We start from the raw sequence: 24,383 nt of genomic DNA on the forward strand, positions 1-24,383 counted from the left end.
ATGGAGCGGCAGCCTTTAGAGCCAGGCATTTGGAGCTACAGATGCCCCGGCTTCTTCCTGGGGAGTGTCACCGAATCACATCGCAGGGGTATGTAAGCCCATTTTCACGCCCGCTCAAGGATTCAATATTACATTTGAGATCCAGATGCTAAGGCTTGATGTTCCCGCCCGGTGATATCTTGGTGTTTTTGAAACAGGGGGGTATCTAGCCGGGGCCGCTGGCTCTTTTTCTGGAGTGACTTTCATGAGAAGGCACTTGTCAAGGAGTCGACGTGGCGACCCTGATGTTTTCCCATATGTTTTGCTTTCATCCGCACGCTTTGTGTGGGCTGCCGCTGCCCGGTGTCCCCCGCTGATAAGCCGCTGAAAACACCAGCCCGGGAGCCTCCGAACGAAAGAAAAGGCGCCACCGGCCTTTAGGAGCCTGGTATCGAATTCAAGTTCCCCTGCTTGAAGCGGCAAATTTCATAATGGTTTTAGCGTCTTACCTTCCCCGATAGAGCCGCAGGCTGTTGGAGACCACCGTGATGCTGCTCACAGCCATGGCAAGGGCAGCGAGGATGGGGTGGAGTTCCCTTAGGAATCGGGGCAGGAATGCCAGGGGATAAAGGGCGCCCGCAGCCACGGGAATGAGAATGATATTGTAGAAAAAGGCCCAGAAAAGGTTCTGTCGGATTGTTCGCATGGTGGCCCGGCTCAGATGGATCGCCTTCGGGATGCCCTTCAGACTCCCGCTGGCGAGGATGACGTCCCCCGACTCGATGGCCACATCCGTGCCGGTGCCGATGGCAAACCCCACGTCGGCCTGGGCCAGGGCGGGGGCGTCATTGAGACCGTCACCCACCATTCCCACCCTTTTCCCTCTACCCTGGAGGTCTTTGATCTTGGCAGCCTTGTCCTCGGGCCGGACTTCAGCGACCACCTCGTCGACACGCACCCGGGAGGCGATGGTCTTGGCCGTCTGCTCGTTGTCACCCGTGAGCATGACCGTAGTCAACCCCAGACGGTGAAGATCTTCCACGGCATCGGCGGATTCCGGCTTCGGGTTATCGGACAGGGCGATGAGGCCGACGGGGGTCTCTTCCAGAGAGATCAGCATCACGGTTTTTCCCTGGCCTTGAAGCCTGCGGATGGATTCCATGGCCGGGTCGATATCCAGGCCCATCTCTTTGAACCAGCCCGGTTTACCGATCAGGACTTCCTTTCCGTCGATCAAGGCCTTTACGCCCGAACCCCGAAATGCTTTGAAATCCTTTGGCTCCAGGAGAGACAGACGTCGGTTCATCGCCTCTTCCACGACGGCTCGGCCCAAGGGATGTTCGGATCCCCTTTCAGCTGAGGCCCCTATTTTCAGCAACTCCTCTTCGTCCCTTATAGAGTTTCCCAGGACCACGAGGTCCGCCACCGAAGGTTTTCCCTGCGTGATGGTTCCGGTTTTGTCCAGGACGATGGTATCGAGCCGGGTGGCTGTTTCCAGGGCCTCGCTGTTCTTAAACAGGATGCCCCGCTCAGCTCCCTTACCGGTCCCTGCCATGATGGCCGTAGGGGTGGCCAGACCCAGGGCACATGGACAGGCGATCACCAGGACCGCCACCAAACGGATCATGGCGTGGACGAATTCCCCCCCGATGACCCACCAGAGCAAGAAGGTCAGGAACGCGGCCCCGATCACTGAAGGAACGAAAACAGCCGCCACCCGGTCGGCCAGGGCCTGAATGGGCGCCTTGCTCCCCTGGGCCTCCTGAACGAGCCGGATGATATTGGCCAGTGCCGTGTCCTTCCCGACCCGGGTGGCCCGCATCCTGAGGCGGCCTTCTCCGTTGAGGGTCCCACCCGTTACAGTATCTCCCGGTTTCTTGTCCACCGGAAGAGGTTCGCCGGTCAGCATGGATTCGTCAACGCTGCTTTCTCCTTCCAGTATCTCCCCGTCCACAGGGATACTCTCTCCCGGCCGGACGATCAGTTCATCCCCTACCTTGACCCTGGCGAGGGGAATCTCCTTTTCTGTTCCGTTCTGCAGAATCGTGGCGGTCTTGGGCCTCAAGTCCATGAGTTTCCGTATGGCACCCCCGGTTCGGCCCTTGGTGCGGGACTCCAGCATCTTGCCCAGCTTGATCAGGGTGATGATGACCGCTGATGTCTCAAAATAGACGTGTTTCCCGAGGAGGGGAAGGAGGAGCAGGGCCAGGGAGTAAAAATAGGCCACAGAGGATCCCATGGCCACCAGAACATCCATATTGGCGCTCTTGTTTTTTAGACTTTTCCACCCGCCCCGGTAGTAATCAAGACCGGTATAGAATTGGACAGGGGTGGCCAGAATGAAAAAAAGCCAGTTGACCCAAGGGGCGTGACTCCAGGTCCCCAGGAGGCCGAAATCCCTTCCCATGCTGAGTGCGAATAAAGGGGTGGTGAAGGCCAGTCCCACTGCGAATTTCCGCGTTTGATTCCGGATTTCGGCCCTCCGGGCGGCCAATTCAAGGTCTTCCGCCCCTTCTTCGTCACCCTCCAATGGACGAATCGCGCCATAGCCAGCCTTCTCAACGGCCTGGATCATTTGCTCGATATCCGTCAGCCCCGGCAGGTATTCCACGCTGGCCCGCTCGGATGCGAAATTGACCGAGGCAGCTACCACGCCTGGGACTTTTTTCCTGAGGGTCCGCTCGATGGTCATGGCGCAGTTGGCGCAGGTCATGCCCGTCACCGTGAATTCAACCTTGGCCTTGGGGACTCCGTAACCGGTTTCCTCGATTTTACGGAGGAGGTCCTCGACCCGAACGTCTTGGGGATCGAAGGCGATAGATGCCCGCTCGGATGCGAAATTTACATTCGCTTCCTTTACCCCGGGCGTCTTCTTTAAATTACGCTCGATATTAGCTGCGCAATTGGCGCAGGACATCCCTGTGATAGGAATCTGGATGTTCGATAAGGGCATATGGATTCTCCGTAAGGGTTGCGTGGCCCTCCCTGGTTTAAGAAAGGACAGGGGCCTAGTGAGCCCGATATCGTCGGATGCCCACGGCGCGAGTCCTTAGAGGTTGGGGGGAAGAGAGGTCTGTTTACAGCCCCTTGGGGTAAGCTTGGAGCGATCTAGCCGGCCGGATAATTGATCTCCTCCAGGGTCGCCTTGATTTTCTCCAGGGTGGCCGGTGAATCCCATTCGACCTCGATTTCCTTCCTGGAGGGGTCTCCCTCGACCTTCGATACCCCTTCCAGTTCCCCTAGTTCCCTCTGGATGGTCATAACACAATGACCACAGGTGATGTTGGGGATGGAAAACTTTTTTCTTTCCATGTTATTCCTCCTGTTTTAATTTGTTAAGTAGTGCCTGTTTCTGGTTCGTGAACCCTTACAATCCCTATCTTTTAAATAGATTATAACAGCAGAACGAATGAAATCAAGCAAGGTGTGCCATGCCGGACTATATTCAGGCCAGGAAAGCCTTGTTACCGTTTTACCGAGACGTGCCGCTTTATGAACAGGTGGAAGATACCCGCTTCGTGCTCTACAAACCACCAGGGATCACCTTGGGAGAGATGCGGATAAGCCAGGGCAGGCACCCGGAAATTCTTTTCCTGAGACAGTCGGATCGGCTTGAAGGGATCCGTGAGGCCCAAACCGCCTTGAATGAGCAGTTGAGAAAGGATGCGAGGTCCGGCAATCTCGTCAGGGTGAAGGAAACGATCGTGGAAATCGTGGATGAAACTCTCCGGGAACCAAGGAGCGGGAGCCTGGAGGGTATGGCCGATACGGTGAACATTCTTGTCGACAGTTATTCGGAGCAGCCGGACGTCATCAGGCAATTGATCGATATGTCTTCAACGGACTATTCCACCGTGCTTCATTCCATCAATGTCATGGCTTTTTCATTGCTCTTCGCATTTTACAATGGATACAGCCGGAGCGAGGCCAAGTGGCTGGGCCTGAGCGGCCTGCTCCATGATGTGGGAAAGACTCGGATCAACAAAGAGATCCTTGTTGCTCCCCGCAGATTGACTTCCGAGGAATTCGAAGAGATGAAAAGGCACACGACGATAGGATATGAAATCCTCAAAAGATGCCGGTTCGAAAATGAAGCCGTCAGCCTCTGCGCCCTTGAACACCACGAGAAACTGGATGGGAGCGGCTACCCTTTCGGGAAGAGCTCTATCTCAGAAACGGCGCAGATTATCGGCATCATTGATTGTTATGAGGCCTTGACCAATAATGACCGCCCTTACAGGAATGCCATGGAGGCATTCGAGACCCTGGGACAGATCATTCGAAAAGACGTGGAAGCAGGTAAATGCAGCTCCCGGATATTTTCTCTTTTCGTGAAAAGCCTGAGCGGCAAGTAGTCGGAAATTTCCGGAAAAGAAGGATTCGAGGAAATAAAGAGGTTGCTATATTGCCATGAGACCTTGTAAAATGAATTTTTCCATTTCCCGGTAACGGCGGCCTCACGGTTTGCACGAGGGAAAGGGGGGCGTGCCGGATGGCGAAGATGGCCGGTGGGGAGGGACGATACGAGACCTTTGAAAAATGTTCAATTTTGGTCAAGTTCAAGGAAGGCGAAAATTTCAACCGCAGGAATACATTTAGTATTTTGAGGATTGAAATTTGTCCGTGTTTCACTTGGACTCCCCACCCTTCGGGTGGGTCCCCGGTTTGAGCCTGACGCCGCAATTGGGCAAAAGGGGGCGTTTTTCAAAGGTCTCGATACCTTTAAGCCCCCTGAAAAACGTTCACTATTTTTCAAAGGTCTCAGAGCACCGATTCGGGTACGATGAATGTTTCCTGCTTTTCACCGGGCAGGAGACCCTCGGGTAGGGCAGTCAGCGCCTTTCCAGCCTACACGAATTCATCCTACCGCTTGGATTCATGGCAGGCCTGAATGGCCGGAACCAATCCGTTTACCATTCCAGGATAAAACATCATTAACCAGAGAAAACCGTAAAGGATTCTTCGGATTCATTGCTTGATAAAAAGCGGGCCAATAGGGGGACGCTTCCCCCGCAAAGAGTTTGCCCGGATACGAGACCATGAGGATGGGGATCCGTGAAACCGGAGGATTCGTTTCAGGATTCTGAATCGGAGAGGGAGATCCGAGCTTGGTCCCTTTAGGGCCCCCTTTGTCCTCTCTCCAGTAAATCTAAAGGAGGATTCAATGAATATTTACATCGGCAGCCTGTCCTATGATTTGACGGAAAGCGAATTGAGGGAGGCCTTTGAGGCGTATGGGGCCGTTGATTCGGTCAATATCATCAAGGATAAGTACACGGGCAGGTCCAGGGGTTTCGGCTTTGTAGAGATGCCGAATGAGACGGAAGCGCGCTCGGCCATAGATGGCTTGAACGGGAAAGCATTGAAAGGCCGGACCATCAACGTGAACGAGGCCCGCCCTCGCCGGGATCGGTCGCACGGAGGAATGGGACGGAACAGGGGGCCCCGGTATTAAAGTCCCATTCTGGGAATGGGAGAAAAATCTGTGCCCTCAGTTGATAGTGATTTACTGCGGCTGAGGAGGGATCCTCTCCCTGTGGATTGAAGAAGGGCCTTGAGGAGAGGGAGCACTCTTCTTGGCGGGGATGGGCTCCCAGGGGACGAGGTTCCGGTCATCGCCGTTCTTTTCATGGGAAATGGGGTTCGCGCGAGGCAAAAGGGGGACCGGCCCGCCCTTGAGGGGTTTGGGCCGGGCATTCCCCTGGACTCAGGTGGCGGGAGGATGCGCCGCTAAAGTACGGCAAGGGGATAACCATGGAAATCCTACTCGATATCAAAATTCAAAGAGATACGCGGAGCAGTATGATCGTAAAAGCCAGCGAGGAAGTGAGAAAAGCCCTTAACGGGATGACCCCTCCCCTTGACGGCGAAAGGGATATCGTCAGGCTGAAAAAGTATGCCGGCCACCAAGGTCATATAAAGCTCATCTATGAAGTTGTGCGGGACGCGCGCACGCCAAAGCGGGATCAGACCCGATCGCCTTACCGGGAAAAGGGAATCGTCATGCAGGTCGACTAGATCGGACGTTTTCAAAGATCTCAAAATATTGAAGCCGGGGGTGGATTTGTCCCCCCCGGCTATAACGGTTTACCGTATCAGAATTCAGTTCCAGCTTCTGCCGGGCCCGTGCCCTCCCCACATCCGGCCCTGGCCGGGACCGAAATTCCACATATGGTGACCACGGGCGCCCATGCCGTACCCTCCCCATCCGGGCCGGGCGTCAGGAGCGATCTTTCTGGCTTCCAGGGCGTATCGGATCCTGGCATCAGCCAGCTTGGCCCTCAACTCACTGATCTCCTTTTGAAGGGTCATGGCCTTGGACTCATCCGGTTCAGAGCCGTTCAGCAGGATGTTGAGTTCACCCCTCTTGGTCCAGAGTTGGTTCCTGATCTGAGCGGTTTCGTCATAGAATTTCCTGGAAAGGTCCTCCAGTTGTTTCCTCTGTTCATCCGTCAGATTGCCGTAAGCACCTGCATATCCGCCAAAGGCAGGACGATTGCCGGGGCCCCAGGCCTGGCTCATCATGCGCCCGCGGGCTCCCCAGCGGGGACCATCAGCCATGGCGGGAACAACGATGATTGCGGCCAGTGCGAGAATCGCTGCTACGATGGCAAGTCTTTTCATTTTTCTTCCTCCTTAATTCTTGGTGTTTGTGAAACAATAGAGAAGGGTTGACGTTGATCCCTCCTGTTTTCGGTTTCATGAATGAGCAAGAGGTGTGCCATCCTTTATGTTTGGGGGCATAACTCCCTTGATATACAGACAAAAATTGATGCCAAGGCCCTGATTGCTGATCCTTTTGGTTGAAAGTAGGCAAAAAAACGCGGATACTAAGTATCCAGGTTGGATATTCGCTTGGGTAAAAAGTATCCAGGAGGGAAAGGGCCCTCTTCTTCATGAAAGTTGATGGAGCCGAGGAGGCTCTTTATCTCTATATGGACGGACTTTGGTACGTGCCTTGCTTCTTCCTAATAGCTAGTGCCCATCCATAAATGAAATCTGGAAACCAGCTGGTAGTAATCGTGAGTTGGGTTGAAACATGTTCAGGTCACTTAAAAAAATAGGTGTCGATATTCCCCCTTGGGTGATCCTGGCCTCGGTCTTGATCCTTGTCCCCATCTTTTTGTTCTGGACGATCCAGAATATCCATAAACAGAAGGAACAGATGGTCCTCCTGTTGCTGGAAAAGGGCGCGGCGCTGATTCGATCTTTTGAGGCGGGAACCCGGACCGGTATGATGGGTATGATGGGTATGCATGGCGGGAGATTCCAGCTCCAGAATCTCCTCATGGAGACAGCGCAGCAGCCGGATATCGTTCACCTGATCGTTACGGATTCCAGGGGGAGGATTCTTGCTCACAACGATCCCTCGAGAATCGGAGGCATTTACGGGGAGAAATTGGATCTGGAAGAAGTGGCACGATCCGATGATATACGTTACAGGCAGGTCGGGGATCGGCCGGGAGGTCGGGAGGTTTTCGAAGTTTTTCGGCGCTTTTCTCCCACTACCGTACTGATGGGGAGGCGAAACGGCCCAATGGGCGCCCCACGAAGGCATAACGTTCCTCCGGACTTTCGGGAGCTTAAGGGAGAGTCGGACCGGATCATCTTCGTGGGCATGGACATGACTTCCCTGGAAGAGGCCAGGAGAGCGGACAATCGGCACACGATGATCATGGCGGCCATACTTCTCCTGATCGGTTTTACGGGGATATTCATGGTATTCCTGGCCCAGGCCTACCGGACAACACGCACTTCCCTTACTCGAATCAAGGCCTTTTCAGACAACGTAGTGGAAAACATGCCCATCGGGCTGGTGGCTGTGGATGGGGAGGGAAAGATCGCCTCATTCAACCAGGCCGCCGAATCCCTCCTCAACGTTTCGGCCCGGGAGGTCCTGGGCAAGAAGGGCGAGGAGGTCCTGCCGGGGGCGCTATGGGGAATTACGAATGAGTTGAGGAAAAAACCAAGAATCCTGGACGGGGAACTGGATTGTTCCCTTGGAGGGGACAGGGTCCTTCCCCTGGATGTGAGCGCCTCCGTTCTTAGAGGCCAGGATGGGGGTACGTGGGGGCATCTCATTCTTTTCAGGGATCTTTCGGAGGTGCGGGATCTCAAGCGGGAAATCGAGAGGAGCCGGCGCCTGGCTTCCCTCGGAAGATTGGCGGCTGGTGTGGCCCACGAGATCCGTAATCCGCTGAGTTCCATCAAGGGATTCGCCACTTATTTCAGGGACCGTTACAGGGAAAACCCGGAGGACCAGGCCACGGCGGACATCATGATCCAGGAGGTGGAACGGCTTAACCGTGTTATTACCCAATTGCTGGATTTCGCACGCCCTGTGACCCTCCAGAAACGGCGGATCTCGCTTCATTCAGTGATTCAACATTCACTGAAAATGGTCGAGCAGCAGGCCGAGCACAAGGGGATTCGTATCGATGCAGAACTCTCTGCCCGCGTGAATGAGGCCTGGATGGACCCGGACAGGATCAACCAGGTCCTCCTGAACCTCTACCTCAACGCTATCGAGGCCATGGAAGGGGGGGGAACGCTTTCGGTGAAGGTCGGTCTGGATGAAGATGATCGGGTAACCATCGTGGTGTCGGATACGGGAGTGGGAATCAGGGAGGAAGACCTGGCCCATGTTTTCGATCCATATTTTACGACCCGGTCCTCCGGGACCGGATTGGGGCTTGCGATCGTTCATAAAATCATCGAGACCCACGGGGGAGAAGTGCGCGTTGAAAGCGAGAAGGGAAAGGGGACGAAGGTAACGGTTGTCCTTCCCACGGATACCCCACCCACACGGAAAGAGTGATCTGGGGGAGAAGGGGGCCTGGTTCCGGTAGAGACCAGACCATCCGGCTCAATACGGCTATACAGATCAAGGCAGGAGCAATGGACAAGAAAAGCACCATTCTGATCGTTGATGACGACGCGGCCCACCGGACTATGCTCAGGACCCTCCTGGGCGGATGGGGCTACGAGATCCTGGAGGCGGAAGACGGCGATAGGGCCGTTGAGATGGCCCGCCGACAGGCCTTCGACCTGATCCTGATGGACATCCGGATGGTCAGGGTTTCAGGCCTTGAGGCCCTTCGGGAGATCAAGGCTTATAACCCGGCCATCCCCGTGATCATTATGACCGCTTACTCCTCCGTGGAGACCGCCCTTGAGGCCCTGAAAAACGGTGCTTATGATTATCTCACCAAGCCCCTGGATTTCGACGAGCTTCGCATGGCCATGGAACGGGCCATGGATCACACCCACCTGAAGGAGGAAAACAGGCTTCTCAGGGAGCGGCTGGGGAATTCCCTTGATCGCAGGAACATCATCGGTCGGAGTCCGGCGATGGTGCGTCTTTTGGAGACGGTGGCCCAGGTGGCGCCCACAGAGGCCACTGTGTTGATCACAGGGGAGTCGGGAACGGGGAAGGAGGTTATCGCAGGCGCCGTCCATTACAACAGCCTCCGGAAGGAAGGCCCTTTCGTCAAGGTCAATTGCGCGGCCATCACCGAAACCCTGCTGGAATCCGAACTCTTCGGGCATGAAAGGGGTGCATTTACCGGGGCTCACCGCAGGAAAGAGGGCCGCTTCGTCCAGGCCGACGGCGGCACTCTGTTCCTGGACGAGATCAGCGAAATGTCCTTGGCCATGCAGGCGAAACTCCTGAGGGTCCTTCAGGACATGGAGATCACGCGCGTGGGGGGCGAGGAGGTTTTGAAGGTGGATGTGAGGATCATCGCGGCCACCAACAAGGATCTCCTCCGGGAGATCCAGGAGGGGCGGTTCCGGGAGGATCTTTACTACCGGTTAAACGTGGTGACCTTGTACCTGCCCCCCCTACGGGAAAGACGGGAGGATATTCCCCTCCTGGCCCAGCATTTCCTGGATGTTTTTTCAAGGAAGAACCAAAAGGTGATCAAGGGATTCACTCCCCAGGCCATGGACCGGCTCATCAAGTACGATTGGCCTGGAAACGTGAGGGAGCTCATGAACGCTGTGGAAAGGGGGGTGATCCTTGGAAGGGACGAATACCTCGGAGTGGAGGATTTTCCCCTGATTCCCAGGGATCCCCCGGCGGAGAACGGCCCTGAGGGAAGGGAGGAAATTCCGGCAGATCTGCCCCTGGAGGAGGTGGAGAAGGCAACGATCCTGAAAACCCTTGAACTCACCGGGGGAAACAAGAGCGAGGCCGCGAGGCGGCTGGGGATCACCCGGAAAACCCTGCATAAGAAACTCAAGAAATACGGTGTGATGAATTGAGGGTTCAAGGACAGGAGTCACTTGGAGCCCTGTTTCAGCCTGAATGTGAGCCCGCCTTCTGCAGGCAGGGGTTTTTTCTCCCATTCCCCCGAAAGGGGGCACAAAATTTAAAGAAACCAAGGAGGTGTTGAATGAGGACGATCCGGGTCAAGGAGTTGATGGTTCCCCTATCGGAGTACGCAACGGTTTCCGAGGACGCCAACCTGTACGAGGCGGTCATGGCCCTGGAGAAGGCCCAGGCGGAATTCGACCAGAGCCGGTACCGGCACCGGGCGGTGCTGGTGTATGACAAGGAGGGCAAGATCGTAGGAAAGCTGAGCCAGCATGATATCATCAGGGCCCTCGAACCCCGGTATGGGGAAATTGCGGAAGCCAAGAGTATCCCAAGGTGGGGTGGCTTTTCGAAAAGCTTTATCAAATCCATGGTGGAACATTACAAACTCTGGGATAAACCCCTGAACGACATCTGCCGGAAGGCCGTGGAACTGAAGGTGAAAGACATCATGTACACCCCAACGGAAGGGGAATTTGTGGATCAAGATGCTACCCTCAACGAGGCCCTGCACCAGTTGATCATGGGACATCACCAGTCACTGCTGGTCACCAAGGGTCGGGATATCGTGGGTATCCTCAGGCTGACGGATGTGTTCAAAGAGGTGTGTGACGCGATCAAGACCTGTGACCTCTAAGGCTTAGGATCCTCTAATCTTTGATAAATATAAACGGGTGGAAAACCGATCCCCTTAAGTTCGGTTTTCCACCCGTTTTTTTTAAACCCGGATTATGCAATTGCCAAGTTTGCCGAAGAGCAAGGCGTAAGGCGCTCGAAGTACTGAAAGTACGTCTTCGCACCTTACAACGCAGCAGATTCGGCAAAATCGGCAATCCCGAAGGGTGACGAATTTTGAATGAATTTGATGTTTCCTTACTGCCCCTTTTGGGTGAATGTAATCTGACCCGGAAAGATGTCCAACAACCTACAATCATTAAACAAATGACTTCTTTCAAAATTTGTCATGCATAATTTGGGTTAAACCTTACCCAATGATAATCTTCGGGTCATGTTGGGGTTAGTTTCCTGGGCTATTGATTTCTCCATGAAAGGCTGTCCAGTGGGAGAGGCCCCCAGTGAATGGGTGCAGGCGAGTGGGGAAATGATGCGGGAAGGAAGCCCTGGTCCGGGAAAAATGATGGATTTTCATTCCGTTTCCATCGTTATCCCCGTATTCAACGAGGATGAAAACCTCCAGGAGCTCATCAGGCGATGCCTGGATGCATGTAATGAAATAGGGAAGCCCTTTGAGATCATCCTGGTGGACGACGGAAGCACGGATGGGTCCCCGGAGATTATCACCGAGGCGGCACAGAGTTCCGGGGGAAAAGTCCTGGGTATATTCCTGAACAGGAATTACGGCCAGCACGCGGCGGTCATGGCCGGTTTTGAACAGTCCAGGGGCGATATCGTGGTGACCCTGGATGCGGACCTTCAGAATCCCCCGGAGGAGATCCCCAGGCTCGTTGCCAAGATCGAAGAGGGGTTTGACGTGGTAGGCAGTGTCCGTGTCCCCAGGCAGGATCCCCTGTTCCGCAGGATGGCATCCTGTGTGATCAACAAGGTGGTTCAAAAATCCACGGGCGTGATGATGCATGACTATGGATGCATGCTGAGGGCTTACAGTCGCCCTATCGTGGACGCCATGCTTATGTGTCACGAGCGGGGCACCTTTATCCCCGTCCTGGCCAACTGTTTCGCCCGGAACACCACGGAAATCGAGGTCCGTCACGAAAACAGGAGCAGGGGGGAGTCCAAATATGATCTGTGGAAACTCATCAATCTTCAGTTCGACCTGCTCACCAGCATGACGACTTTCCCCCTTCGACTCTTGAGTGTAATCGGGGGAGGCATCTCGGCCGTTGGCATAGGATTCGGAGGATTCCTTCTCCTCATGAGAATCATCCACGGAAAGGATCGAAAGCATCAAGCCTTGGTACCCGAATTTCAACTGTAACTGAACCTCTTGAGCCTGAGTGACAATGGGCCTTTTTCCAGACCCTTTTTGGATCAAGCATTTTTCTTGAAAACATCGTTCGCTCCACCGGGAAAAGGGGCATGGGTGTCTTTTCTGAAGTGACCTGTTGGGAGGCCTTCGTTATTTCAAGGGGTTAGGGATGGGGGAAGCCCCGGCTCCCGCTTGTAAAAGCGGGAGAACGGCGGAGGGGGCCAGTGTCCCCCGTCCCTAACCCCTTGAAATAACCAGGCCGTGAGACCGGGACCCCCGTCCCTAACCCCTTGAAATAACCAGGCCGTGAGACCGGGAACGAAGAAAAGATCCCCATGTCCCTTTGATCTAATTTGGTGAATACTTTATTAATTCGATACCAGCTTCTGAAGGGCCGCTGGCGCCTTTTCTTTCGTTCGGAGGCTCCCGGGCTGGTGTTTTCAGCGGCTTATCAGCGGGGGACACTTGCCCGCCGCTTCCTGGCGGGCCGGCCCCCTCCGCATTCTCCCGCTCTAAGAAGAGCGTGAGCTGCGGAAAACGACGGCGCCCTCCCGCCGGTCACTTCAGAAAAGGGGCCATCGGCCCTTGTTCAAACCATCCTTCCGAGGAGAAAAGGATCGAAAGCATCAAGCCTTGGTACCCGAATTTCAACTGTAATTGGACCTCTTGAACCGGAGTGACAATGGGCGTTTTTCATAGGTCTCTTGAAATAACCAGGCCGTGAGACTCGGGAACGAGGAAAAGATCCCCATACCCCTTCAATTTAATCCCTAATCAGGTGATAAATTCCCAGAGGCCTACAGGTGCCCGGTTTCAGGGATTTTTCGTGGAAAGGGGGATTGTTGCCCCCTTTTCCTTATGTTATTCTGCGGTTGAAGAGACAAACTCAATCCGGGAAATGTACATGACTCCATTGATGGCGTATCCGGGGGGAGTGTACGACACAAGCATGAAGAGCCCCTCCGGTCGCCTTTCTCCCCGGGAAAGGCTTTTACATGGCTAGCGGGGTTTCGAAAAAGTGGGCCGTTCTTTCCTTCGGCCTGGTCCTTTTCGGCGGTCTTCTCTTCCTTGCCCGCATGTTCCTCTTCATATATCGCCCGGCTGACCCTGTGGCTCCATTGGAGCGGGTGCTCATCCGGGAAGGCGCTACCCTTTCCGAGGTGGCTACGGAACTGGAGCACCGAAAGATCCTCCGGAATAGGCTGTTATTCCTGATATGGGCACGGGCAAAGGGGGAAGGACGACGGATCAAGACCGGAGAGTACCTGCTGAGCGCCTCAATGCCCCCTTCCCGGATCCTGGTAAAGCTTACCAGGGGCGAGGTGATGACCCATGCCGTTACTATCCCGGAGGGTTGGACCAGGTATCAGATTGCCCGTTTGCTGGCCGTGAAAGGCCTTGTGGACGAAAGGCATTTTCTTTCCCTGTGTAATGATCCCGGCCTGGTTAAGGCGTATGGTCTTGAGGGAGAAACTCTGGAGGGATTTCTCTATCCCGACACATACCATTTTTCCTTAGGGCTTCCCGCCCGCAAAATCATCGACGTGATGGTGAAACGGTTCCTCGAGGTGATTCAACCCCTGGGTGAAGCGATCAAGCGGTCAAGCTTGACCTTGAGGGAGGTGGTGACCCTGGCCTCTATCGTTGAAAAGGAGACCGGGAGGCCGGAGGAGCGGCCCTTGATCGCCAGCGTCTTCTTGAACCGGCTCAAGCGGGGAATGCGCCTGGAAAGCGATCCCACGGTCATATACGGTCTTTCCCATTTCGACGGGAACCTGACGCGGAAAGATCTTCACCGGCCCACACCTTACAACACTTATGTCATCCGGGGACTCCCCCCCGGACCCATCGCCAATCCAGGTCTTGCATCCATCAGGGCCGTCCTTTTCCCCGAACGGACTGAATACCTCTACTTCGTTTCCAAGAACGACGGCACCCACCATTTTTCAAAAACCCTCCGTGAACACAACCGGGCCGTTTCCAGGTACCAGAAAAAGAGGGGAAAAGGACATAAAAAAGGGTCTTGACACTGAATACTGTATACAGTATACAGGCCATTTAACGTGTCCCTGATGCACGCGACCGTCTCCTGACGCCGAGATTGGGCAAAAGGGAGCGTTTTTCAAAGGTCTCAGGAAATAAGGACGACACTCCGCAAAAAGGCCCCGGGATACAATCACCGCTAACCCTTTCCCCTATCCCCATTGGAGGTGTTTCATGGATCTTTTCAAGGACCTCACGGTATTGTCCCTCGAACAGGCGACCGTCCTCCCCTACCTTACTTTCAGGTTGGCCCATGACGGGATGAACGTCATTCGGCTGGAACATCCCGTATATGGCGACCCCAACCGGATGGTGGGAGAAAGGGTCATGGACGAGGAACGAATGAACTCCTACTACCTTTGCATCAATGCGGGGAAAAAGGCCCTGACCTTGGATCTTGCCTCACCGGAGGGCCGAGAGCTGTTCCGTTCCCTGATCACCAATCTCAAGGTGGATATCTTTGCAACCAACCAGCTTCCCAGGAATTACAAGAAGCTGGGGATCGATTACGAGACCCTGAAGGAAATCAAGCCGGACATCATCTGGCTGGGACTTACGGGTTTCGGTCCGGACAGCAACGAGGCGGCCTACGACCCCATCCTCCAAGCCCGATCAGGCCTCATGGAACTCACGGGGGAGGCCGACGGAGATCCGCAGGTCCTGGGAATCCCACTCCCCGACATGGGAACCAGCGTTCATGCATACGGGGAATTGATGAAGGCCCTTTACCGCCGACAGGTCACGGGGGAAGGGGCCTGTATCAATGTATCGATGTTCGAATCATCCGTTTCCTGGTTGACGGTCCCCATCACCATCTCGACCCTCACCGGGAAGAAGATTTCCAGGAGGGGGAACACCCACGAGTTTTTCTGTCCGGTTTCGGTTTACAAGACTTCCGACGGGTTTATCTACCTTGCCGTGGGGAACGATCGACAATGGAAATCCATGGTTTCCCTGGAGATGTTCAAGTCCCTCGACCGCCCGGAATATGAAAAGAACGCGGGCCGGATCAAGGACGTGGATCAGATCAACCGGGCCATCAACGAGATTACAAGCCAGCACACTTCCAGTGAACTCATCGAACTGTTCAATTCCATCACCCTTCCCGTCAGCCGAATCAACACGATCCCCGAGGTGATTGCAGATCCCCTCGTGGAGCGACGGCTCCTCTATTCAGAGGATCCGAAAACCGGACTCCGTATCACCCTCGCGCCGCCCCCCGTGATGAGCCCTTTTCTGGAGAGCGCAGGCCGCATGCTTTCTTTCCCTCCCCGTTTCGGGGAGCACAACCAGGCCATCTACGGCGGCATCCTGGGCTATTCGGATCAGCAACTGGCGGATTTGAAAGAGAAAAAGGTAATTTAGTCCCCGCGCTCAAGGCGGACCGGGAAGCGGCGGGGCCTTTTTCACGCCTAGCCCTCTCGGCCGAAAAGACCGCCGCGTGGGCCTATTCATTTTCATCGTCAATGGAGCACTCATCACCATGAAGATCATCGTACTGGTCAAACAGGTGCCGGATACCACGGAGGTCAAACTGGATCCCAAGACGGGAAATCTCATCCGGGAGGGGATCAAGAGCATCATCAACCCGGACGATCTCCACGCCCTTGAGGCCGCCGTCGGGATCAGGGAGCAGGTTGGGGGGCGGGTCATCGCCCTTTCCATGGGGCCTCCCCAGGCCATCGACGCCCTTTCCGAGGCCATGGGAATGGGGGCCGATGAATGCATCCTTCTTACCGATCGGGCCTTTGCCGGTGCGGACACTTGGGCGACGTCCACCACTTTGGGCTTGGCCATGGAGAAGATCGGGGATTTCGATCTCGTGATCGCCGGTAGGCAGGCCATAGACGGGGATACGGCCCAGATCGGCCCGCAGGTGGCTGAATACCTCCATATCCCCCATGTCACCTATGTCTTTGAAATAGAGGCAGTCAGGAAAAAGAGTCTCATCGTGAAACGGAGGCTGGAAGACGGGTTTGAGCGCATCCAATGCGCCCTTCCGGCCCTGCTCACCGTGATCGGGGAAATGAATACTCCGCGCTATCCCCACGTTGCCGGCCTGATCGAGGCCTGCAGGGAAAAGGCCCCCATCCGGGTCTGGAACGCTGCTGACATCGGGGCTCAGGTGCGCCAGGTAGGCCTGGAGGGCTCCTTGACCCATGTCATTCGCACCTTTGCGCCCAAGGCCCGCAGAGAGGGAGAGATCCTGGAGGGGAGCGCCAGGGAGACGGTCGAAACCCTGGTGGAGAAGCTTAGGGAAAAGAGACTCGTTTGAGCCGTAGTCCATCACAGGGTAGGGGAGTAAATCATGACGGTATGGATTGAAGCGGATCTCTGTAACGCCTGCAGACGTTGCATCAAGGCCTGCCCCTATGGGGCGATAGAATTGAAGGGAGAAAAGGCCCATGTCTTGGAGCGGTGCACCTCTTGCGGGGCCTGCCTGGAGGTTTGCAAGCAGGGGGCCATCAAGAGCGATATCACGCCGAGGAGCATCCCGGATTTCAGCGAATGGCGGGGGGTGTGGGTCTACGTGGAGCAACGAGGAGGAGAGCTTCACCCGGTCTCCTTGGAACTCCTCGGCAAGGCCCAGGACCTGGCCGGGGCTCTGGACCAGGAGGTCTGCGCTGTGCTGGTGGGGTACGGCGTGTCTGGTCTTGCCTCCACCCTCATGGAATACGGGGCGGACAAGGTGTACCTGGCCGACTACAAGGCCCTCAAGGATTACCGTCCCCTCTCCTATGTCAGGGTGATGGAGGAGTGGATCAGGGAATACAAGCCCAATATCCTGCTCATCGGGGCGACCCATGTGGGAAGGGATCTCGCACCGAGGCTCTCCCGCCGTGTGGCGGTCGGACTTACGGCGGACTGTACTGAGTTGACCATCGACCCGGAAGAGAAGATTCTTCTCCAGACACGGCCCGCCTTCGGCGGGAACGTCATGGCGACCATCGCCAGCCGGTACTCACGTCCCCAGATGGCCACGGTCCGGCCCGGGATCATGGAACCCAGGCGGGTCCCGGGGAAGAAGGGGGAGATCGTGAAACAGCGGGTTTCCATCACGGAGAAGGAGATCGGCACCAAGGTGCTGGAGTCCGTGAGGGAAAAGAAGAAGGGCGTGAACCTCGCCCAGGCCAAGGTGATCGTGGCCGGGGGCCGCGGGGTAGGGGACGCCCGGGGCTTTGGTGTTTTGAGAAAATTGGCCGAGGCCGTCGGAGGGGAAGTGGCGGGGACCCGGGTAGCCGTGGAAGAAGGGTGGATACCCCAGGAACGCCAGATCGGACAGACAGGACAATCGGTCAGACCTGAACTCTACATAGCCTGCGGGGTCTCCGGCGCAATCCAACACAGGGCCGGGATGATGAATTCCCGGTACATCGTGGCCATCAACAGGGATCCCCGGGCCCCCATATTCCAGGTGGCTGACTGGGGAATCGTGGGAGACCTGCACGAGGTCGTGCCCGAGTTGATCAACAGGTTGAAAAAAGGTTGAAGAGGTTCCGGCAGGGAGGATTCATCAGATGATCAGATCCGATGCTGAAAACCTGGTTCGTAATAGCGTAGCCCGGTTTGTGGACAAGGAAGTGATCCCGGTGGCCCAGGAGGTGGACGAGAAGGGCGAGTTCCCCATGGAGCTGTTCCAGAAAGTGGCCGCCATGGGAATCCTGGGTGTTCGTTATCCCCGCAATAAGGGGGGATCAGGGGGCAACACGACCCTTTACTGTATATGCGTGGAGGAACTGGCCCGCGGTCTCCTCAGTCTGGCGGCCATCACGGCCATGCAGTGCCTGATGGGGACCAACTTTCTATTTCACTACGGTACGGAGGAGATGCGGAAAAAGTATTTTCTCCCGGCCATGAAGGGGGAGAAGATCGGCTGTTTCCTCCTGACCGAACCCGAGGTGGGTTCCGATCTGGCCAACGTCAACACCATCGCGAAGAAGACGGACAAGGGCTTCGTCGTCAACGGCATGAAGACATGGGTGACCAACGGACCGGTGGCGAGCTTTTTCACGGTCCTCTGTCAAACGGACCCGGCCAAGAAACTGAAGGGTCTTAATTTTTTCTTCATCCCCAGGGAGACCCCCGGGGTCTCGGTGAGCAAGCCCTTTGATCTCCTGGGTACGAGGACGACCAAGATCTCGGAGCTCTCTTTCAACAACTGCCACATTCCATTCGAGTACCGCCTCGGGGGGGAAGGCCAGGGTACCAACAACCTCCTTGAGATCCTCTCCGAGATCAGGACCATGACGGCCGCCCTTGCGATCGGCCTCTCCCAGGCCGCCCTGGAGGACTCCATCAAGTATGCACACGAAAGGATCCAGTTCGGAAGACCGATCAGCAAGTTCCAGCTCATCCAGGCCAAGGTGGCGGAAATGGCCGTGGATATCGAGGCCTCCCGGTTGCTTACCTACAAGGCGACCCACATGATCGACGACGGGATCCCCTGCCTCAAGGAATCTTCCATGGCCAAGTATTTCGCCACGGAGACGGCCTGCAAGGCCGGGGACTATGTCACGAGGATCTTTGGGGCCTATGGATATTCCATGGAATATACCGCCCAGCGATATTACCGGGACAATCGGTTCCTCCTTTACGGAGGAGGGACCCATGAGGTGCTTTTGCCCAACATTGCACGGTGGGTCGGATTGTAATTTTGACGGGGTGAGGGGAAATGAACAGAAAAGGCGAAGCGGCGGAACTCGATCTTGAGCCCTTGGGGCGGTTTGCGCATCGAAAGTCCCTGGGAGAGCATGTCTTCGAGAGCCTCAAACAGGCCATCATCCGCGGGGACATCGCGCCGGGGAGCAGACTGGTGGAGAGCCGTATCGCCAACAGTCTGGATATCAGCCGCACACCCGTGCGGGAGGCCATTCACAAGCTGGAAAGAGAAGGCCTTATCCAGAGGCTCCCGAGGGGCGGCTTTTCGGTGCTGGGGTTCACCCGGCAGGATATCGAAGAGACCTTCGGGATCAGGAGCGTCCTGGAAAGCTACGCCGCCCGGCTGGCGGCAGAAAAGCACGAGGAAAAGGATCTGCTGCCACTGGAGGCGAAGATCCGGGAGTTTCAGAGCTGCCTTGAAAAGGGCCGAATGGAGAAACTGCCGGAGATCAACACCGAGTTCCACAATCTGCTCTATGCCTTGAGCCGGAGCCCGAGGCTCATAAAGATGATCAACGATCTTCGGGACCAGATCTATCGCTTCAGGAAGATTATCCTCAAGGTGGACAACATGGCGCGCACCAGCAACGAGGACCACCTGAAGATGCTGAGGGCCATTAGGGCCAGGGACCTTGAGGGAGTGGAGCGGCTGGTCCGGGAACATATCCTCAGGGGGCAACGGGTGGTTCTTGAGGCCTTTGAGAACAGGGAATATGAGGGCTGATTCCCTCCTTTGAGGGCCGCGCCCGTGGTCCCTGGGAGTGGAGAATTCAGGCCGTACGGGGAGGACAAGAAAAAAATGACGGATAAAAAAATCAGGGTCCTGTTGGCGAAACCCGGGCTGGATGGACATGACCGTGGGGCCAAGGTGGTGGCCCATGCCCTTAGAGACGCCGGGATGGAGGTCATCTATACCGGTCTGCATCAACCGGTTCCCAGTATCGTTAAGCAGGCCGTGCAGGAAGACGTGGATGTCATCGGGCTCTCGATCATGTCCGGCGCCCATGTGCCTATCTGCAGGAAACTCATGTCCCTGATCAAAGAGGAGAATTTTGACGGGGTCCTCGTCGTGGTGGGCGGAGTGATTCCCAACAAGGACGTACCAGTGCTCAAGGAGATGGGAATCGAGGGGGTTTTCCCCGGGGGGAGCTCCTTTGAGGAGATCGTGAAGTTCATCCGGGAGCGTGTTTCTCGAAGGTAAGGCACCTAGAGACCCGGAATGCGTTCGGGGGCGGCGGGGGCCCCAGGAGGGAAAAAATGGGAGTTGCAACCTACATCAAGGATGAAAAAGACGCTATCCAGGAGGTCATCTACCAGTCCGGGATCAAGGTCAAACCGGTTTACACCCCGGAAGACCTGGAAAGGATCGGGTTCGATTATCAAAAGGATCTGGGAGATCCAGGCCGGTTTCCTTACACCCGGAGCCTCCATCCTTTGGGATACCGGAGCCGGAATTGGACCACTCGTCAATACACGGGATTCGGCACCCCGGAGGAGACCAACGAGCGGTTCAAGCTGATGATATCCCACGGCCAGACCGGTCTCAACGTGGCCTTTGACCTGCCGACCCAGATGGGGTACGACTCCGACGACCCCATGGCCGAAGGAGAAGTGGGCCGGGTGGGGATGGCCGTGGACTCTCTGAAAGACTTCGAGATCGCCTTCAAGGACATCCGTCTGGACAAGATCGGGTCGGGACTGACCATCAATGCCGTGGCCTCTATTATGCTGGCCATGTACGAGTCCGTAGCGGCAAAATTCGGTTATGACAAGCGGCAGATCTCCGCGACCCCCCAAAACGACATCCTCAAGGAAATCGTCGGGCGTGGTGCCTGGGTCTACCCGGTGGAGCCCGCCGTCCGGTTGATCGGGGATACCATCGAGTATTCCATGAAGGAACTGCCCCGGTGCAACCCGGTGTCCATTTGCGGATACCATATCCGGGAATCGGGTTGCACGCCGGCCCAGGAGATTTCTTATGCCTTCATGATCGCCTTTGCTTACATCGACAATGTGGTGGCCAGGGGGTACAAGGCGGAAGAGTTCGTGGGAAGGTTTTCCTTCAACCTGAATGTGTACGGTAATCTCTGGGAAACTGTGGCGAAGTTCAGGGCCGCCCGCAAGCTTTGGGCAAGGCTGCTCAAGGAACGATACGGCGTCAAGAAGGAAAAGGCCCTTTTCCTCCGGGGCATCTTCGGCGGCGGGGGATCGGGTATGACCAAGCAGCAGCCGGAGAACAATATCGTGAGAGGCGCCTATTACGCCCTGGCGGCGGCCCTCTCCGGCGCCCAGACCACGGCCCTTTGTTCCTTTGACGAGGCCTACACCATCCCCACCGAAAGGGCCGCCCTCCTGTCTCTCAGGACATTCCAGATTCTCATGGACGAGATCGGCCTCCGGGACACGGTGGATCCCCTGGGGGGATCCTATTTCATCGAGACCCTCACCAAGGAGATGGAGGAAAAGATCCTGGAGGAGATGGAAAAGGTGGAGAAGATCGGCGGTATGATCGAGGCCGTGGCCACTGGATACGTCCAGAGGGAAGTGGCCCGGCAGGCATACGAGTACGAGAGGAAGCTCCAGGAAGGGAAAGTCACCAAGGTGGGGGTGAACAAGTACACCGAGGGCGTGGACATGGAGGTGGAACTGCACGAGTACAACGAAGAGTGGGCGCGTCTCCAGATCCAGCGGCTCAAAGAACTCAGGAAGAAACGAGACAACAAGGCCGTAGCCGAGGCCCTGAAGGACCTGGAGAAGGCGGCTAAAGGACAGGAAAACGTCATGCCTTTCCTGGTGAATTGTTGCAAGCGGTATGCGACGGTGGGTGAAATGGCCAATGTCTTCAGGGATGTTTTTGGCGAATACGTGGAGCCGAGTATCTTTTAGTCCTTGTGAACGGCAGGAGAAAGGAGGTGAAGAGAGAAAGTCGACCACCGTTAATCCCTCGCCAACCGAGAGGGTGGTGTGAGACATGAGGGACAATCATCACGGCGGGCACATTTTGTTTGGCATTCATTGCCTCGGCGTTTTTTTGCAACTGCTCGGTATTACCAGTATGACCATCCTGATCGTCTTTCCTCTGATCAACCTCCTTTTGCCCGGTATTGAACACTGAGGGAGTGGGAGAGGGGAGAATGTTGGGGGGTGGAGACCATGAACCGAAGGGCGAGGCGGTATCCGGGCTCCTCAGCCCTTGTAAACCCAACAGGGGATGAAGGAAAAGGGGTAAGTAAATCATGAGCAAGACCTTTATGCCGACGGTGGGATCATACGAGGAATTGCAGGCACTTCAGCTCGAAGGGCTGAAATGGACCGTGAATCACGCCTACCACGGATCTCCGGCCTACAGAAAGAAGCTGGAAGGCGCCGGGGTGGGCCCCGATGACATTCGTTCCCTCGACGATCTCCGAAGGCTCCCCTTCACCACGGCCCAGGACTTACAGGAGGGCTACCCCTTCCCCCTGCTCTCCGTACCCTTTGAGCAGGTGGTGAGGATTCACGCTTCATCGGGAACTACTGGAAAGAGGAAGGTCCTCTGCTATACCCGCAAGGACATAGAGGACTGGACCCACTTCTTTGCACGTTGCTATGAGATGGCGGGCCTCACGCCGGAAGACCGGGTTCAAATCGCCGTTGGATACGGCGTCTGGACCGCGGGGATCAGCTTTCAGACGGCCTGCGAGGCCTTCGGCGCCATGGCCATTCCGGCCGGACCGGGGAATCTGGACATGCAATGCCAGTTTCTGGTGGACATGCAGAGCACCGTCATGTGTTGTACGGCCTCCATGGGGCTTCTCTTGGCGGAAGAGATCCAGAAGAGGGGCCTCAAGGGAAAAATCAACCTGAAGAAAATGATTTTCGGGTCCGAGCGCTCGAGCGATGCCATGAGGCAGCGCATCCGGGAACTTTTGGAACTCGAGGACCTGTTTGATATTCCGGGAATGACTGAACTTTACGGGCCCGGGACCGGGTTGGATTGTGTCCATCACCAGGGAATCCATTACTGGGCGGACTACTACATCCTGGAGATCCTGGACCCCGATACCCTTGATCCCGTGCCAGAGGGGGAGATGGGGGAAATGGTGGTGACCACCCTCCGAAAGGAGGCGGTTCCCTTGATCCGTTACCGGACCAGGGATCTCACCCGCCTCATCCCGGGGCAGTGCCCCTGCGGCTCCTTGATGCCCCGCCACGACCGCCTCCTGGGCCGCTCAGACGACATGATCATCTTCAGGGCCGTGAACATCTACCCCGGCCAAATCGATCATGTCCTGTCCGGAATCAAGGGAATCGGAAGCGAGTTCCAGATCATTCTCGACAGAAAGGAAGACGGGAAGGATTACATGACCCTGAAGGTGGAGAGGGATTTCGGGGTAGAGGAGGCCCGGGACGCCGATCTCCGAAAACTGGTGGCCATGGAGATCAAGAAGCAGATCCTCGTGAGCGCAGAGGTCGAGATCGTGGACTACGGAAGCCTTCCCAGGAGCGAAAGAAAGAGCAAGCGGGTATTCGACAACCGCGATGATACCTGAAGGAGTGGAATCATGATTGAATACGACTACCTCATGCCCAAGAGCCTCGAAGAGGTCTTCGACCTTCTCAAGGAATACGGCTCCAGGGCGACCCTCGTGGCCGGGGGCACCGACGTGATGGTCAAGATCCGAAAAACCCGGAAGGCCCCTGAAGTCCTCATTTCACTGAGGGGGCTCACGGATCTCCGCTACATCCGAAAGAACGGGGGGTACCATATCGGCGCCCTCACCACCCACCGGATGCTGGAGCAGTCGGATCTCGTCCGGGAAGAACTCTCCGCCTTGCATGACGGGGCATCCGAAGTGGGTTCGGTGCAGATCCGGAACGTGGGTACGCTGGGTGGAAACATTTGTAATGCCGCCCCCTCGGCGGACACCGCCGGCCCCTTGCTGGCATTGGACGCAATCGTGGTCCTGGAAGGTCCTGAGGGAAGGAGGGAGGTTCCCATCAGTGAATTCTTCGTGGGGACCTACCGAACGGCCAGGAAGCCGGAAGAGGTCCTGGTGGAGTTCAGGATTCCGGAGGAGATGGGTCGGTATGGAAGCGCTTACTGGAAACATACCCGGCGCAAGGCCATGGAACTGCCCCTCCTGGGGGTGGCGGTCTCCCTCGATCTCTCGGAAGACCGCTCAATGATCCGGGACGCCAGGATAGCCTTGACCGTCGCCGCCCCAACCCCGGTAAGGGCGGTCCCGGCGGAGGATTTCCTGAAGGGAAAGGCCTTGACGGATGAGGTCCTGGAGGAGGCCGGACGGATCGCTTCCTCACCGGAATGCTGTACCCCCAGAACGAGCATCCGTTGCGAGGCCTGGTACCGGCAGGACATGGTGGGCGTTTTTGTGCGGCGCATGGCCCGCCTGGCAGCGGAGCGAATCAAGACCAGATGACGACAGCAAGGAGCAG

At 56.2% G+C, this 24,383-nt stretch carries 20 protein-coding genes; 17 read left to right on the forward strand and 3 right to left on the reverse strand.

Translation table 11 applies throughout. The features are described 5' to 3' along the window. Window positions 1-484: 484 nt before the first annotated feature. A complete protein-coding gene (locus tag JRF57_10010) occupies window positions 485-2,932 on the reverse strand; it encodes a copper-translocating P-type ATPase (protein ID MBW2304035.1) in 2,448 nt (815 codons plus the stop codon). A 155-nt stretch (window positions 2,933-3,087) separates the two neighbouring features. Continuing rightward, window positions 3,088-3,291 (reverse strand): heavy-metal-associated domain-containing protein, encoded by a 204-nt coding sequence (locus JRF57_10015; protein MBW2304036.1) that lies wholly within the window; start codon window positions 3,289-3,291, stop codon window positions 3,088-3,090. A gap of 119 nt (window positions 3,292-3,410) precedes the next feature. On the opposite strand from JRF57_10015, the gene JRF57_10020 reads away from it, so the two are divergent. From JRF57_10020 to JRF57_10030, 3 genes are all read left to right on the forward strand, one after another. Further along, window positions 3,411-4,334: an HD domain-containing protein gene (locus tag JRF57_10020; GenBank protein ID MBW2304037.1), complete on the forward strand. Its 924-nt coding sequence runs from the start codon at window positions 3,411-3,413 to the stop codon at window positions 4,332-4,334. 809 nt (window positions 4,335-5,143) lie between these two features. Beyond that, window positions 5,144-5,434, forward strand: coding sequence for an RNA-binding protein (locus JRF57_10025; protein ID MBW2304038.1), 291 nt, complete (start codon window positions 5,144-5,146; stop codon window positions 5,432-5,434). A gap of 299 nt (window positions 5,435-5,733) precedes the next feature. Continuing rightward, window positions 5,734-5,997, forward strand: a complete 264-nt coding sequence (locus tag JRF57_10030) for a hypothetical protein (GenBank protein MBW2304039.1) — start codon at window positions 5,734-5,736, stop codon at window positions 5,995-5,997. An 84-nt stretch (window positions 5,998-6,081) separates the two neighbouring features. Here JRF57_10030 and JRF57_10035 read toward each other — a convergent pair whose 3' ends face one another. After that, window positions 6,082-6,603: a Spy/CpxP family protein refolding chaperone gene (locus JRF57_10035; protein ID MBW2304040.1), complete on the reverse strand. Its 522-nt coding sequence runs from the start codon at window positions 6,601-6,603 to the stop codon at window positions 6,082-6,084. Between the two features lie 415 nt (window positions 6,604-7,018). Here JRF57_10035 and JRF57_10040 point away from each other — a divergent pair, with 415 nt between their 5' ends. The 14 genes from JRF57_10040 (at window position 7,019) to JRF57_10105 (ending at window position 24,367) form a co-directional block, all read left to right on the forward strand. Beyond that, complete coding sequence (locus tag JRF57_10040) at window positions 7,019-8,797, forward strand: PAS domain-containing protein (GenBank protein MBW2304041.1); 1,779 nt, start codon at window positions 7,019-7,021, stop codon at window positions 8,795-8,797. Between the two features lie 80 nt (window positions 8,798-8,877). Next, complete coding sequence (locus tag JRF57_10045) at window positions 8,878-10,245, forward strand: sigma-54-dependent Fis family transcriptional regulator (GenBank protein ID MBW2304042.1); 1,368 nt, start codon at window positions 8,878-8,880, stop codon at window positions 10,243-10,245. Window positions 10,246-10,376: 131 nt separating this feature from the next. Further along, window positions 10,377-10,934 (forward strand): CBS domain-containing protein, encoded by a 558-nt coding sequence (locus JRF57_10050; protein MBW2304043.1) that lies wholly within the window; start codon window positions 10,377-10,379, stop codon window positions 10,932-10,934. 498 nt (window positions 10,935-11,432) lie between these two features. Beyond that, window positions 11,433-12,254, forward strand: coding sequence for a glycosyltransferase (locus JRF57_10055; protein ID MBW2304044.1), 822 nt, complete (start codon window positions 11,433-11,435; stop codon window positions 12,252-12,254). 986 nt (window positions 12,255-13,240) lie between these two features. After that, window positions 13,241-14,272 carry an endolytic transglycosylase MltG gene (mltG, locus tag JRF57_10060; protein ID MBW2304045.1) on the forward strand — a complete coding sequence of 344 codons (1,032 nt, stop codon included), beginning with the start codon at window positions 13,241-13,243 and terminating at the stop codon, window positions 14,270-14,272. 190 nt (window positions 14,273-14,462) lie between these two features. Continuing rightward, window positions 14,463-15,653, forward strand: a complete 1,191-nt coding sequence (locus JRF57_10065) for a CoA transferase (protein MBW2304046.1) — start codon at window positions 14,463-14,465, stop codon at window positions 15,651-15,653. A 118-nt stretch (window positions 15,654-15,771) separates the two neighbouring features. Further along, entirely contained in the window at window positions 15,772-16,563 is a 792-nt protein-coding gene (locus JRF57_10070) for an electron transfer flavoprotein subunit beta/FixA family protein (protein ID MBW2304047.1), read from the forward strand. Window positions 16,564-16,596: 33 nt separating this feature from the next. Continuing rightward, on the forward strand, window positions 16,597-17,778 hold the full coding sequence (locus tag JRF57_10075) for an electron transfer flavoprotein subunit alpha (GenBank protein ID MBW2304048.1): 1,182 nt from the start codon (window positions 16,597-16,599) through the stop codon (window positions 17,776-17,778). A 28-nt stretch (window positions 17,779-17,806) separates the two neighbouring features. Continuing rightward, window positions 17,807-18,940, forward strand: a complete 1,134-nt coding sequence (locus JRF57_10080; GenBank protein MBW2304049.1) for an acyl-CoA dehydrogenase family protein — start codon at window positions 17,807-17,809, stop codon at window positions 18,938-18,940. 20 nt (window positions 18,941-18,960) lie between these two features. Then, window positions 18,961-19,671 carry a GntR family transcriptional regulator gene (locus JRF57_10085; protein MBW2304050.1) on the forward strand — a complete coding sequence of 237 codons (711 nt, stop codon included), beginning with the start codon at window positions 18,961-18,963 and terminating at the stop codon, window positions 19,669-19,671. 75 nt (window positions 19,672-19,746) lie between these two features. Continuing rightward, window positions 19,747-20,148: a cobalamin B12-binding domain-containing protein gene (locus tag JRF57_10090; protein MBW2304051.1), complete on the forward strand. Its 402-nt coding sequence runs from the start codon at window positions 19,747-19,749 to the stop codon at window positions 20,146-20,148. A gap of 56 nt (window positions 20,149-20,204) precedes the next feature. After that, complete coding sequence (locus tag JRF57_10095) at window positions 20,205-21,833, forward strand: methylmalonyl-CoA mutase (protein MBW2304052.1); 1,629 nt, start codon at window positions 20,205-20,207, stop codon at window positions 21,831-21,833. Between the two features lie 350 nt (window positions 21,834-22,183). Then, window positions 22,184-23,479 carry a phenylacetate--CoA ligase gene (locus tag JRF57_10100; protein MBW2304053.1) on the forward strand — a complete coding sequence of 432 codons (1,296 nt, stop codon included), beginning with the start codon at window positions 22,184-22,186 and terminating at the stop codon, window positions 23,477-23,479. A gap of 12 nt (window positions 23,480-23,491) precedes the next feature. Beyond that, window positions 23,492-24,367: an FAD binding domain-containing protein gene (locus JRF57_10105; GenBank protein ID MBW2304054.1), complete on the forward strand. Its 876-nt coding sequence runs from the start codon at window positions 23,492-23,494 to the stop codon at window positions 24,365-24,367. Window positions 24,368-24,383: the final 16 nt, after the last annotated feature.

This window comes from Deltaproteobacteria bacterium (genome assembly GCA_019310525.1).
Classification (GTDB): Bacteria; Desulfobacterota; DSM-4660; order Desulfatiglandales; family HGW-15; genus JAFDEE01.

Bases quoted from the DNA above. Each gene is read 5' to 3' on its own strand.
- JRF57_10080 (MBW2304049.1), top strand. From the start codon at position 17,807: ATGATCAGATCCGATGCTGAAAACCTGGTTCGTAATAGCGTAGCCCGG.
- JRF57_10025 (MBW2304038.1), top strand. From the start codon at position 5,144: ATGAATATTTACATCGGCAGCCTGTCCTATGATTTGACGGAAAGCGAA.
- JRF57_10075 (MBW2304048.1), top strand. From the start codon at position 16,597: ATGACGGTATGGATTGAAGCGGATCTCTGTAACGCCTGCAGACGTTGC.
- JRF57_10055 (MBW2304044.1), top strand. From the start codon at position 11,433: ATGATGGATTTTCATTCCGTTTCCATCGTTATCCCCGTATTCAACGAG.
- JRF57_10030 (MBW2304039.1), top strand. From the start codon at position 5,734: ATGGAAATCCTACTCGATATCAAAATTCAAAGAGATACGCGGAGCAGT.
- JRF57_10090 (MBW2304051.1), top strand. From the start codon at position 19,747: ATGACGGATAAAAAAATCAGGGTCCTGTTGGCGAAACCCGGGCTGGAT.
- mltG (MBW2304045.1), top strand. From the start codon at position 13,241: ATGGCTAGCGGGGTTTCGAAAAAGTGGGCCGTTCTTTCCTTCGGCCTG.
- JRF57_10020 (MBW2304037.1), top strand. From the start codon at position 3,411: ATGCCGGACTATATTCAGGCCAGGAAAGCCTTGTTACCGTTTTACCGA.
- JRF57_10085 (MBW2304050.1), top strand. From the start codon at position 18,961: ATGAACAGAAAAGGCGAAGCGGCGGAACTCGATCTTGAGCCCTTGGGG.
- JRF57_10070 (MBW2304047.1), top strand. From the start codon at position 15,772: ATGAAGATCATCGTACTGGTCAAACAGGTGCCGGATACCACGGAGGTC.
- JRF57_10015 (MBW2304036.1), bottom strand. From the start codon at position 3,291: ATGGAAAGAAAAAAGTTTTCCATCCCCAACATCACCTGTGGTCATTGT.
- JRF57_10050 (MBW2304043.1), top strand. From the start codon at position 10,377: ATGAGGACGATCCGGGTCAAGGAGTTGATGGTTCCCCTATCGGAGTAC.
- JRF57_10095 (MBW2304052.1), top strand. From the start codon at position 20,205: ATGGGAGTTGCAACCTACATCAAGGATGAAAAAGACGCTATCCAGGAG.
- JRF57_10065 (MBW2304046.1), top strand. From the start codon at position 14,463: ATGGATCTTTTCAAGGACCTCACGGTATTGTCCCTCGAACAGGCGACC.
- JRF57_10035 (MBW2304040.1), bottom strand. From the start codon at position 6,603: ATGAAAAGACTTGCCATCGTAGCAGCGATTCTCGCACTGGCCGCAATC.
- JRF57_10010 (MBW2304035.1), bottom strand. From the start codon at position 2,932: ATGCCCTTATCGAACATCCAGATTCCTATCACAGGGATGTCCTGCGCC.
- JRF57_10105 (MBW2304054.1), top strand. From the start codon at position 23,492: ATGATTGAATACGACTACCTCATGCCCAAGAGCCTCGAAGAGGTCTTC.
- JRF57_10040 (MBW2304041.1), top strand. From the start codon at position 7,019: ATGTTCAGGTCACTTAAAAAAATAGGTGTCGATATTCCCCCTTGGGTG.
- JRF57_10100 (MBW2304053.1), top strand. From the start codon at position 22,184: ATGAGCAAGACCTTTATGCCGACGGTGGGATCATACGAGGAATTGCAG.
- JRF57_10045 (MBW2304042.1), top strand. From the start codon at position 8,878: ATGGACAAGAAAAGCACCATTCTGATCGTTGATGACGACGCGGCCCAC.